The sequence below is a fragment of the Streptomyces sp. R302 genome, assembly GCF_012927245.1.
In the GTDB taxonomy this organism is placed as follows: Bacteria; Actinomycetota; Actinomycetes; order Streptomycetales; family Streptomycetaceae; genus Streptomyces.
The window spans coordinates 56,234-68,431 of record NZ_JABBGE010000001.1 but is presented as its reverse complement, the minus strand read 5'-3'; the positions used below and the strand labels follow the sequence as shown (position 1 = coordinate 68,431).

General features: G+C 68.9%; 8 protein-coding genes. All 8 read right to left on the bottom strand.

Features of this window, described 5'->3' with window-relative positions; genetic code table 11:
* Positions 1-31: 31 nt before the first annotated feature.
* On the bottom strand, positions 32-2,179 hold the full coding sequence (locus HHL19_RS00250) for a DUF6571 family protein (protein ID WP_169084315.1): 2,148 nt from the start codon (positions 2,177-2,179) through the stop codon (positions 32-34).
* A 10-nt stretch (positions 2,180-2,189) separates the two neighbouring features.
* The gene (locus tag HHL19_RS00245) at positions 2,190-2,630 is read right to left on the bottom strand and encodes a hypothetical protein (protein ID WP_169084313.1); all 441 of its coding nucleotides are present in this window, start codon (positions 2,628-2,630) and stop codon (positions 2,190-2,192) included.
* A gap of 761 nt (positions 2,631-3,391) precedes the next feature.
* Positions 3,392-4,441, bottom strand: coding sequence for a hypothetical protein (locus HHL19_RS00240; protein ID WP_169084311.1), 1,050 nt, complete (start codon positions 4,439-4,441; stop codon positions 3,392-3,394).
* 6 nt (positions 4,442-4,447) lie between these two features.
* The gene (locus HHL19_RS00235; protein WP_206324452.1) at positions 4,448-6,688 is read right to left on the bottom strand and encodes a hypothetical protein; all 2,241 of its coding nucleotides are present in this window, start codon (positions 6,686-6,688) and stop codon (positions 4,448-4,450) included.
* Between the two features lie 40 nt (positions 6,689-6,728).
* A complete protein-coding gene (locus HHL19_RS00230) occupies positions 6,729-7,166 on the bottom strand; it encodes a hypothetical protein (protein WP_240981366.1) in 438 nt (145 codons plus the stop codon).
* A 196-nt stretch (positions 7,167-7,362) separates the two neighbouring features.
* Positions 7,363-9,696 (bottom strand): xanthine dehydrogenase family protein molybdopterin-binding subunit, encoded by a 2,334-nt coding sequence (locus tag HHL19_RS00225; protein WP_169084309.1) that lies wholly within the window; start codon positions 9,694-9,696, stop codon positions 7,363-7,365.
* Complete coding sequence (locus HHL19_RS00220; RefSeq protein WP_169084307.1) at positions 9,693-11,054, bottom strand: (2Fe-2S)-binding protein; 1,362 nt, start codon at positions 11,052-11,054, stop codon at positions 9,693-9,695. Before HHL19_RS00220 ends, HHL19_RS00225 begins: the two co-directional genes overlap by 4 nt.
* Positions 11,051-11,926: an FAD binding domain-containing protein gene (locus tag HHL19_RS00215; RefSeq protein WP_169084305.1), complete on the bottom strand. Its 876-nt coding sequence runs from the start codon at positions 11,924-11,926 to the stop codon at positions 11,051-11,053. The genes HHL19_RS00220 and HHL19_RS00215 overlap by 4 nt, the downstream gene beginning before the upstream one ends.
* Positions 11,927-12,198 lie beyond the last annotated feature (272 nt).

The window sequence follows — 12,198 nt, the reverse complement described above, 5'->3', positions numbered from 1 at the left end:
CGCGAGGCGCCTTGCCCCACGAGAGCTGGCCTTAATGGAGGTGCGACGCGGCTGCTCCACGTCCTGCGGTGTAGCCGTCGCGCATCTGGTCTTGCGCCACGTCAAAGGCATTGAGGTTCTCAACCTTCCGTTCCTTGGCCCATGTCTCAAGCAGCAGGTTCGCCCCGTCCATGCCTTTCGCGTAGTTCTTACTCGATTCTTGCTTTCCCTGCTCCTCGGCAGCCTCGGTGACATCCTTGACCCAGTCATACTTGACGGTGTCGATCAGCGCCCCGCCCGCAGTGCCGACGACTGGGATCTCTCCGATGAGACCATTTGCGCTGATAGCCGTATATTCCGCTGTATCCTCAGCCCATTCGATTCGATCGTCTTCCCTGTCCTTGTATACGTCAGCACCAACACCGTTGAGAGCCCCCAGCGCCGCTCCGATGTCGGACGAACGACTATTCCAGTCAGCGCTCTCGCCATGCAGACGATCCCCATCGAAGGTCGGAGCAACCGCCATCTGATCAGCGGCGTACGATCGCTCGGCTTCATAAAGGAGAGCAAACGCCGGACCGTCATCAGCAATGCCACGCGCAACGCGTACCAGGCTCCCCTGCCCCACAGCGATATGCGCCTCTTCACCGGCCCCATAAATGGCATCGCTACCACCGATACCGCCGTAGTCGGTCTTCTGGCCGTTAAAGATCACATGCGTATCCGCCACATAGTCCACCATCGCCTTGGCCATGGGCTGGCGCAGGTTCTCCAAGTGCTCCGGGAACTCGTCGCCGCCCATCTCGTTGTCGAGCAGCCGGATGGCGTTGTGCATCACGCGCGCCTGGCCCTCGGTGTGAGGACCGGGCGGGCCGAGCTTCTCGCCGGGCTCGTGTCCGGTGGCCGCGGCCTGGATGGCGGCGCCCAGGCCCTCCGCCTTGGGCGTGCCCTCAAGCTCGTGCGGCGGGCCGTACAGCGGCGCCATGTAGGAGTAGTCGTCCCACTCGCGCTCGGTGAGCAGGTACTTGAGGTGGTCGTTCTTGTTCCCCTCGGCGGCCGGATCGAGGAAGTACTCGGCCGCCTTCGGGTCCTCGCTCATGGTCTTGAGCAGTGCGTCCAGCGGGTCGACCACGATGTTCGGGCGCTTGGGGTCGTAGGCGTGCGACCAGTTCGTGCCGTCCTTCTCGGCCTCGATGATGCCGTTGCCCAGGTCGTTGAGGAACTCCTTGCCGTAGCCGTCACCGTTGGCCATCAGTGTCGTGAGGACCTGATAGCCGTGCACCGGCAGGAGTTTGTCCAACGAGTCGTCGCCGAAGTCCTTGAGTCCTTCGACGAATGGCTTGTAAGCGTAGCTGTTCGGGTCCTTGGTGCCCGACGCGATCGTTGCGGCGAGGCTCGTGGTGATGGACTCGTAGAGTTTCTTGTCGCCCGCCGAGACGTCGCGGCCGTTGGCCGCGATATTCATCTGGTCGGCGAGTCGCACCAGATCCTCCGCACCCAGTGCGTGCAGATATGCCTCGCTGAAGTGCTTGTCGTCGGCGTTCTGGCGCAGCAGTTCCTGGTAGTGCTTGAGTTCTTCGGGTGATGCCTTGCCCGAACGGATCTTGTCCGTGAGGGCCAGGGCCTCCACCGCCTCGACGTCGCCGACCGGCTTCGAGTTGAACCCGAACGGCCAGCCGCCGTCCGCGCCCGAAGCGTTCAGCAGAGCGCGCTTCACGTCCTCGTCGTACTCGTTGACCGCCTTCACCGCGTTCGTGATGTTGCGGGTGTAGGAATGCTCGACGTCGGGGAGGTTCGGGTCGTGGCGGACGGTCTTGGCGGCGGCGGCGTCGACTCTGCTGAAGTCGTAGCTCGCGACGCCGCCGTCCGAGACCTTCATCCCCGCGTCGACGGCGTCCGCGACCGCCGACTTCACGGCCGACTTGAGTTCGACGAACCTGGCATGAGCGTCACGGAGGAGTGACTCCATGGCGCGCGCTTCCTTCTGCGCGGCGTCGTACTCCTGTCGCGTCACCGCGAAGGACTGGGCCGACGCGTTGGCGCTCTCCCCGGTCCAGCCGCTTCCGGTCGAGACGCTCTGCACCTCTCTCGCGAAGGTGTCCTCGAGAGTCTTGAACTTGGCTGCCATGTTCTTCCAGCCGTCCGCGGCACCGGTGAGGGCGGCGAAGTCCATTTCCATGATCTGCTGATAGGTCGGCACCGTTCTCCTCCTACCGGTCCAGGCCCGAAAGACCGGACTTCACGGAGTGGACCGTCAGACCTGCCGTGGCATCGGTTCCCGTCAGGGTGGTGACCGCGCTCCGCAAGCCCACCTTGTGCGAACTCAGCCGCCCCATCAGGCGCTTCACCTGGTCGTCCCACTTCTCGTGAGACTTCTTGAGGCCCACGGCCGTGTCCCAGCCCGTGAAGGCCCTGACAGCCGAGGTCGTCGGCTCGTCGGCGACGTCCGCCGCCTTCCGCGTACCGGGCTCCAGCACGGTCTCGATGGTGTTGGCGGCCTTCTTCTTCTTCGCCGGCACGCTTCCCAGAACACCGGCCCCACCGGCACCGCTGTGAGCTCCGGCGCCTCCGTCGGCTTCATTCAGCCGCATCTGTGCCGACTGCCGCTCAGCGGCTTCACCCTTGAGCTGTTCCCATTCGTCCCAGGCCATCAGGCAGCCCCTCCCCGTGGACAGGTATGACCGGCTGTCACCCTATCGACAGGTGCGGATACTCTGCGCGACCATGGGCGTGGATCGGCCATATTCCGGTTGGTCGCCGCCACCGCCGCCTGCGGCCGGATCGGCAGGCGGTCGACCGGGCGGCCGGTGGCCGCGCGGACCGCTGCCGGGACCGCCGCCGGGGAGGTGACGACGGGGACGGCGCTCGCCGCCTTCGCCCCCGAAGGGGGGCGCCGACGTCTCGTTCCTCGACCAGTAGCAGCCGCGTTCGCAGAGCATCCTTCACGGCGTCGAACTCGGCCCCGTGATCGCGGGTCCCCCTCCGCGATCCGCTCACGGAGGGAGTCCAAGGAGAAGTCAGGCCCTGGCCGTCGTTCGGACAGCTCTTCCTGCGGTCAGCCCCGCCGGCCGGAGCAGACGTCGCAGGGGCCGGCCCAGACCCTCGCTTGCCATGCCGCCACCGTACGCCGCCCCCTCCCCCGGGAATCGGGCTTCGGGGCTACATGCGCTTGGGCTTGAGGAAGGAGCCTCCCCGTGATGCGGATCGGGCCCATCGGCGCCCGCCCGAACAGTGCGTCTCCGGCACTGGCCGGGCGTGCACGGCGGTGCCGGCCTCCTTCGGGCGGACAGCGGACAGAGGATCCGTCATGTCGCCCTCGCGGCACCGCCCTCACCCACCCTCCGCCATCGTGGCCAAGGCCCGCTCCGTGTGGACACAGCCCCCATGTCCCTATGTGGGCCCGCCCGGCCGGTCACCTCGCGGGAGCGACACCGGTGCAGCCGAACTGCTTGCCGACCGACTCGACGAAATCCCGGAACAGTACGTGGTCCTTGACCCGACCGGCAGATTCCATGGTCTTCAGGTATTGGCTTCCGAGCGCCATGGCGAAGTACGTCTGTGTTCCGCCGCAGTTCGCCACGATGTGCCGACCGTCCACACCCGTGACCGGCCAACCAGGGATCGGACTGCTTGTGGAGTAGTCCGCCGACTTCTTGATACCGGCGATGATGAGGGGATCCCTCGTCACGGAATACGTGAGATATCCAGACCGCTCCACGGAAGGTGCACTTCGGTTCTTCAGCCGTACCGTACACGCCCATGTGCCGCTTCCGGCACCAGGCTCATGGGCGACCTCGGAAACGTCCGTATCCGGTCCGCGGTACAGAAATCCGTCAACGCCGCACTGCCGCGCCTTGTCCGTCTTCCGCTCCTTCGGGATCGGCGCGAGTTCGGTCGGCGCGGACTGGTCCGACTGCGCGCACCCCGCGGCCCGCACACTGCGGTTGGCCGCTTCGACCAGAATGCGCGAGAGCGCGAGAGGGTTGTCCACGCCTCCCGGCATCCGCCCTTCGACGATCCGCGGCTCGCCATCCCAGCAGGATTCCGGGAGCATGACCCATCCGTGGTCACCCGACACAGCACCCGTGGCCCCCTGCGAGAAGAAAGCCATTTCTTCCGGCTTGGGCCAGCGCCCCTCCGTGAAGGGGAACTCTGCCGCTTCGCTCGTGCCCTGCACGTGAAGTTGCTCGTCGCGCGACGGGAGCATTGACGAGCTTTCGACAATGCAGTCGAAATCGAGTTCACCGCTTCCGGTCGCTCGCGGCCCTTCCCTCTCGGAGAGCCTGCCCGGTCGGGCGAAAGCAGTTGCGGCCGAATCAGCCGAGAGAGCGCCCCCGCAGAAGCTACCCTCCCCGAACGCATTCGTGTTGAAATAGAGATGCACGCCACCCGCAAAAAGGGCAGCCACAACACACGAGGCGATGACTTTCCATATTCTCATGCGCTTTACTTTCGTCGTCATGCCATCCTATTTCAACGTCCGCAGCGCATCGTATGCCTCGCTACGCCCACCGATATAGCTCTGCCGAGACTCTCCCTTTGCGTGCTCAAGAGCGACAGTGCCCTTCGCGTCACGGGATTCGCCCCACTCGTCGATGAGCTTATAGGTGCCGGTGATACCCTTTGCCGCCTCTTCGCTGACCTTGCCCCGGGCAGCGTCCTCGTGCTCGGCCGCAACATCCTTGGACCACTCGTAAGTGATCGCGTCGACGATTCGCTGGGCCGCATCACCGAAAACCGGGAGGGGGGTCAGCGCTCCGCCGATCCCGTGGTAGGCATATCGAGCAACGTCATTCATCCTGCCGATCTTGGTATCGCGATCGTCAAGGATCATGTCGGATCCGATGGCATTCATGGCCCCAGACACCATAGCTACATCACGAGCCTTGTTGTCCCAGTCGCCGACCACACTCTTGATGTTTCCAGTGGAGGCATCTGCCGCAGTGCTCAGATACTCTGCCGCATATCCGCGCTGGGCTTCATAGAGGAGGTCGAATACACGCACCGGATCACCATCCGATGTTTCACCAAGGACCCCGTCAGAGACTCCTCGCATGACTCGAATGAGGCTGTCCTTGCTATTCGCAATAGACGCCTCAGATCCCTTACCGGAGATATTTTCTGAGCCCAGGGGTTCATCACCGCTGATGATTTCATGCGCATCAACGGTGTAATCCGCCAGGGCCCGCCCGAGGGGAACCTTGAGGTTCTCGGGCACGCTGTCGCCCTTGTCTTCCCGGTCGAGCAGCTCAATGGTTTCATGCATGATCCTGGCCTGGCCCTCGTCATGGAGGCCCGCGGGGCCTGCCGGATCGTTGGGGTCTCGGCCTGTGGTGGCCGCCTCCAGAGCGGCACCGAATCCAATTCGGGCATCAGAGTCCTCCGTCGGCCGGCCGTACCCGACCTGGGAAGTCTCGGTATTGGCCCCCCACTCGGAGTACTCGGGAACGATCCCGTTCCAGTCGCGCTCCTTGAGGAGGTACTCCAGCCTGGAGCCCTCTGTCTTGCCGCCCGGGTCGAGGAACCTGGTCGCCTCGTCCGGGTGGTGGCTCAGCATGCCGAGTGCGCTGTCCAGCGGGTCATTGACGAACCAGGAGGATTCCTCCTGCCGGTACAGCTGGTTGATGTCCCAGACGTTGCCCTTGCTGTCCTTCTCGACATCATAGATGTCGTTCGCCAGACCGCTGAGGAACTTGGCGTCGAAGCTTTCGGGGTCGCCAGCGCTTACCAGGCCCATGACAGCCTGGTACCCGCGGATCTTCCCTTCAGACCCCTTGGCCGGCGCCCCTTCACCGCGGGGGCCGTCGAACTCCCTGGTGCCCACCGCCTTGATGCCCTCGCGCCACTTCGCGGCGAACTCCGAGTCCTTGGTGGCGTGGGCCAGGGTGTCAGCGAAGCCGTTCTTGATGCCGAGGTATGCGGTCTTGTTGCCCTTGTCGTCGAGATATGCCAGGGCGTCCAGCGATGTCGACAGCTTGACCGTGCCAGCGGCACCCAGACTGTTCAGGAACGTCTGACTGAACGTCCGATCGTTGAAGTCTGGACGCGTATTGTCCCGGAACGCGCGCTGGAGTTCCTGGAGTTCGGACACCGAGACCTTCTCGCCGCTGTTGAGTCTGGTCGCGATATCCAGGGCGTTCTCGGCCTCGTACACCTCGACGTCACCCTTGGCCCGGCGGTTGAAGCCGTTCATCGTACCGTCGAGCAAGTCGGAGTCGACGACAACGGCATTGAGTGCGATCCTGACTCCGTCATCGGCGTCGGTGACCGCCTTCACAGCCGCCTGGATGTGTTCGGTCCACGACCGTTCGGTGTCCGCGAAGCCAGGGTCGTGGCGGATCGCGTGCGCTTCCTGCGCAGTGACTTTCGAGAAGTCGTAGTGACAGACTCCCTGATCGGAGACCTTCATGCCGGCCGCGACAGCGTCGGCTCGCGCGGCTTGCACCTTCCCTCGGAGGTCCACGAACTGGGTGTGCGCATCACGCAACAGCCCAGCTATGGACTTCGCTTCCTGCTGGGCTCCCTGGAGCTCCCCGAGCGTCGTGTCGAAATGCTGTTTGGCCGCATTGGCGCTGAGGCCCACCCACGAGCCGTCCGCAGAGGCTCCGTGAACATCCCGCCTGTACTGATCTTCGAGCTTCTTGAACTCACCTGCCATCGATTCCCACTTACCGGCAGCGGTGGTGAGGGTCGACAGGTCCGTTTGCATCACTTCATGGTAAGTCGGCACAGTAAACCTCTGGAATAAGTCAGCAGCCACTTATGTTCGACTTCAACTCCACCCGCGTGGCGAAGTCGATGTCGACACCTCGAAGGGTGAGTCCCGCGTCCGCCAGACCGTTCTTCTCAAACGTCAGACGGCCGACCAGCGCCTTCACCTGCTTCTCCCACGCCGCATGCGCCTTCTTCAGGGCAGCGGCGGTATCCCAACCCTCACCGTCTCTTGGGCCGAACTCCTTCACCGCCGACGCCGTGCTTTCTTCCGCGTCTTTGCCGTGAGTCCTGACGCCGGGCTCCAGATCGTTTCCGATCGCGTTTGCCGCCGCTTTCTTGCGCGAGACGCAGGAGGACAGATTCGCGGTACCACCCCCTCCCCCAGCAGAGGTGAGTTGGTTCAGCTGCATGGCAGCGGGCCCAGGCTCAGCCACTCCGGCCTTGATCTGTTCCCACTCGTCCCAAGCCATCATGTCTCCCCGTTCATCCCGTTCCGGCTCCGCTGTCGAGGGCCGTCGGCGCCGTGCGGTATCGAGGCCGGTCCCGAGTCGACCGCCCTCGGTTCCCGCTCCTCTCCCGACATCCCGCGCCCCCGTGCGGGTGAGTCCCGTTCGTCACCCTATCCAGCCGCGCCAACACGGCTTACCCCCAGGGGAGCGTCTCGTTCACCTACGCGTTCCCGGTCGCCGCCACCGCCGCCTGTGGGCGGATCGGGAGGCGGTTGACCGGGCGGCCGGTGGCCGCGCGGACGGCTGCGGCGACCGCCGCGGGGGAGGTGACGACGGGGACGGCGCTGGCCGCCTTGGCGCCGAAGGGGGCGACGACGTCGCGTTCCTCGACCAGTTTGACGATGCGGATGTCGGGGGCGTCCAGGGAGGTCGGCAGGGCGTAGCCGGTGAGGTCGGGGTGGCGGATCAGGCCTCGGGCGGTGCGGAGGTTCTCGGTGAGGGCCGCGCCTACGCCCTGGGTGACGCCGGCCTCGATGCGGGCGGCGAGTTGGGCGGGGTTGAGGACGCGGCCGACGTCCTGGGCCACCGCCATTTCCACGACCCTCACCGAGCCGAGTTCGATGTCGACGTCGACGACGGCGCGGATCGCGCAGAAGGCGAGGCCGACGAAGGCGTCGCCCTGGCCGGACTCGTCGAGCGGCTCGGTGGGGTGCGGGCGGCACTGGGCGGTGGCCCACAGCTCCTTGCCGTTCATCTCCTCGGCGACGGTGGTGGAGAGGACGCCGTCGTACGAGGTGATCTTGCCGTCGCTGATCTGGAGCAGCTCGGTCGACATGCCGAACTTGTGGGCCAGCGGCTGGAGGAGCTGGGTGCGGACCATCTTGGCGGCGCGTTCGACGGCGCCGCCGGAGACCCAGGTGTGGCGGCCGTGGGTGGCGGCGCCGGCCGGGGGCTGGTCGGTGTCGACGGGGGCGACGTGGACCTCGTCGACGCCGAGGGTCTCCTGGACGATCTGGCGGGCGAGGGTGGAGAAGCCCGAACCGGTGTCCACCGCCGAGCAGATGACGGTCGCGACGCCGTCGAGGACCCGGACGGTGGCGGTGGAGACCTCGTCGGTGCCCTCGGCGCCGAGCATGTGCACCATGCCGAGCGCGTAGCCCACGCCCCGCCGCACGGCGCCGGGTTCGCCCGCGCCCTCCGGGCCGCCGGGCAGCAGCCAGTCCTCCTCGGGGGTGTCCTTGGGGAGGGCGGGGAGGGGGAAGTCGCTTACGGCGGCGAGGAGTTCGGCCACCGGGGCCGGGCAGGTCACCGTCTGGCCGGTGGGGAGGAGGTCGCCCGTGGACATGACGTTGCGCATGCGCAGTTCGGCGGGGTCGATGCCGATCCGGCCCGCGAGCTTGTCCATCTGCGCCTCGTACGCGGCGCACACCTGCATCGCGCCCTCGCCCCGGACATGGCCGGAGGGCGGGTTGTTCGTACGGACCGCCCAGCCCTCGACGAAGGCGTGCGGGACGACGTACGGGCCGCAGGCGAAGGCGACGGCCGCCGCCAGGGACTCGGAGGAGGAGTCGGCGTACGCGCCCGCGTCGAGGAGGATCTGCGCCTCCACCTTCACCAGGCGGCCCTCGGCGTCGGCGTGGTGGCGGTAGCGCAGCAGGGTGGGGTGGCGGTGGGCGTGGCCGAGGAAGGACTCCTCGCGGGTGGCGGTGAGCTTCACCGGGCAGCCGGTGCGCAGCGCGAGCAGGCCGAGCGGGATCTGGAAGCCGGGGTCCTCGCGGTCGCCGGTGGCACCCGGGACGCCGGTGACGACGACCTTGACCTGGTCGGGGGTGAGGCCGAAGCAGGCGGCGGCGAGGTCGCGGTCGGTGTGCGGGTCGGTGGAGGCGGTGTACAGCTCGACGCCGCCGTCGGGGCGGGGCACGGCGAGTCCGGCCTCGGCGCCGATCGGCGCGGGGTCCTGGCGGCCGACCCGGTACAGGCCCTCGACGACGACCTCGCCGGTGGCCTCGGGGTCGCCGAAGGAGAGCGGGATGTGCCGGATCAGGTTGCCGTCGGGGTGGAGGGGTTCGGCCTCGAAGGCCTTCTCCGGGTCGGTGACGGGCTCCAGGAGCTCGTACTCGACGACGATGGCGGCGGTGGCGAGCCGGGCGGTGTCGGGGTGGTCGGCGGCGATGGCGGCGATCGCCTCGCCGTGGTGGCGGACCAGTCCGTCGGCGAAGACGGGACGGTCGGCGACGCGCCGGCCGTAGGTGGCCGCGCCGGGCACGTCGGCGGCCGTCACCACGGCCCGTACGCCGGGCATGGCCTCGGCGGCGGAGGTGTCGACCGAGACGATCCGGGCGTGGGCGTGCGGGGAGCGCAGGATCGCGGCCCACAGCAGGCCCTCGGCCCACAGGTCGGAGGCGTACGGGAAGGTGCCCTCGGCCTTGGCCCGCGCGTCGGCCTGCGGGAGGGAGGCGCCGAGCCCCTGGCGCGGGGTCTCGGACTCCGGCGCGGCCCCGGCGGCCTCCGCGAAGGGGAGGGTGGGGATGGCGGTCGTCGCGTCGCTGCTCACGCCGAGCCTCCGTCGTGCTGGTGCGGGATACGGGCGGTGGCGTCGTCCTCGCCCGCGGTGGCGTGCTCGGCGGCGGTGGCGGCGCGCTCGGCGACGAGGTCCTCGACGGCCTGGAGCACGCCCTTGTAGCCGGAGCAGCGGCAGAGGTTGCCGGCGAGGGCCTGGCGCGTCTCCAGCGGGGTGGGCGCGTGGTTGCCTTCGAGCAGGTCGTGCACGGTCATGCACATGCCCGGGATGCAAAAGCCGCACTGGACGGTGCCGCAGCGGGAGAGCGCCCGCTGCACGTCGGACGGCTCGCCGTCGGCCGCGAGCCCCTCGACGGTCCGCACCTCGGACCCGGCGGCGGTCGCGGCCGGCACCAGGCAGGAGGCGACGAGCCGCCCGTCGACCTGCACGTTGCACGCCCCGCACTCGCCCTGCGAGCAGCCGTCCTTGGCCCCGGCAAGCCCGAGCCGCTCGCGGAGCACGTAGAGCAGCGACTCCCCGATCCAGGAGTCGGTGACGGGCCGGTCGGCGCCGTTGACGCGCAGCACGTAGGAGGTGTGCGGGTGCTCGTCGCTGTCGACGGAGGTGTACGAGGGCACCGCCGCGTCCGCCTCCGGCGCGGGCGCGGTGTCGTCGACGAGCTCGGGCTCGGGTGCCGGTTCCGGTTCCGGCTCGGGTGCCGGTTCCGGCTCGCGTACCGGCTCCTGCTCCGGCTCTTCGACGAGCTCGGGCTCCGGCACGGCCTCGGTCACGGCCTCGGTCACGGCCTCGGATACGGGCTCCGCCACCGCGTCCGGCACCGCCCACGGCGCCGGGGCGCCGCCCGGCAGGGTCGGCGGGGCCTGCTCGTACGCGACGGGCGCGACGGGCTCGGACGCGACCGGCCCGGGCACGACCGGCTCGGGCACGACCGGCTCGGCCGGAAACTCCTGAAGCCCCTCCCCCGGGAACTCCTGAAGCCCCTCCGCCGGAACCTCCCACTGCCCCGTCGCGCCGAAGTGCCACTCCGCCGTCGCGTGCGGGTCGTGCTCCATGTACGGCCGGGCCACCGGCGCGCCCGCGCCGTCCACGCCGTACCCGTGCGGAAGCGACTCCGGAAGCGACTCCGGCAGCGGTTCGGCAAGCGACTCCGGCTCCGGCTCGGGCGCGAAGAACTCCACGCCCTCCGCGCGCGGCTGGAGCGGCAGGATCATCGGCGGCGTGTAGCCGTGACCGGGGGCCTCCAGGGGGATCCCGTCCAGCATGAACTCCGGCGGCAGCTGCACGAAGGCGGTCGCGCCCTCGTCGTACCCCTCGCTCTGCGGGATCGGCTCCCAGCCGCCCGGCGCGGCGGGTGCCACGGTCTCGTTCGGCTCGTTGTTGCCGGTGTTCACGACAGGGCCCTCCCCAGTGCCCGGCGGGCGAGAGTGGCGACGGTGCGCCGGAGGTGCAGGACGGCGGGCGACGGCTGTTCCCCGCCCGGCGGATCGGGGACGCAGGCGGCGGCCACGTACTCGCCGAAGGCGGTCAGCGCCTCCGGGGCGAGCCCCCGGTCGTTGTCCCAGTCGACCAGGGAGGCGATCCAGCGCTCGGCCTCCAGCGGGCGCAGCGGCATCGGGGCGACCGCGCCGACGGCGCAGCGGACGCCGCGCCGGGCGGGGTCGAGGACGACGGCGACGGAGGCGGTGGCGCGGGCCGGGCCGGTGCGCCCTGTGGCCTTGAGGAAGACCTGCGGGGCGTGCAGCAGCGGCACCCGGACGAAGGCGACGAGCTCGCCGGGGGCGAGGAGGTCACGGCCGGCGAGGAGGTGCGAGACGGGGATCTCGCGGCTGCCGAGCGGGCCGACGACGACGAGGTCGGCCTCCAGGGCGGCGAGCACGGGCAGCGAGTCGCCGGTGGGGGCGGCCGTGACGACGTTGCCGCCGAGGGTGCCGGCGTTGCGGATCTGGGGCGGTCCGGCCGCGCGGGAGGCGGCGGCGAGGGCCGGGATGAGGGCGGCGAAGTCGGGGCGGCCCATGCGGGCGTGGGTGAGGCCGGCGCCGAGGAGGGCGTGGCCGTCCTGGTACTGCCAGCCGCGGATCTCGTTGATGCGGCTGAGGCCGACGAGTCCGGCGGGGCGGAGCTGACCGCGGTTGACGGCGGCCATGAGGTCGGTGCCGCCGGCGACGGGGACGGCCGCCGGCATGGCGGTCAGCGCGGCCACGGCCTCGTCGAGCGAGGCGGGCAGCGTCACGGACTGCGCCGTCTGTGGTGCGTGCGTGGTCAACCCGCTGCCCCTTCCCGGTTGTCCCGGTCCGTCCCCGACTGTGCCCGGCCGCCGCGCGTGCGAGCGGGCGCACGGCGCGCCTGTGTGTGGGCGTACCGTACGTGCTCACAGGCCGGACGTGGCAACTCTGGCACAACTTCCGAGCCGTCCGGAGCGAGGGGCCGCGCGGGACCCTTCGCCCGGGACACCCGGCACGCCCGGCTTGTCCTCGGACACCCCGGACGCCCTGGACGCCCCGGACGCCCTGACAGAGAAGGTAACTCCCGTTTCGC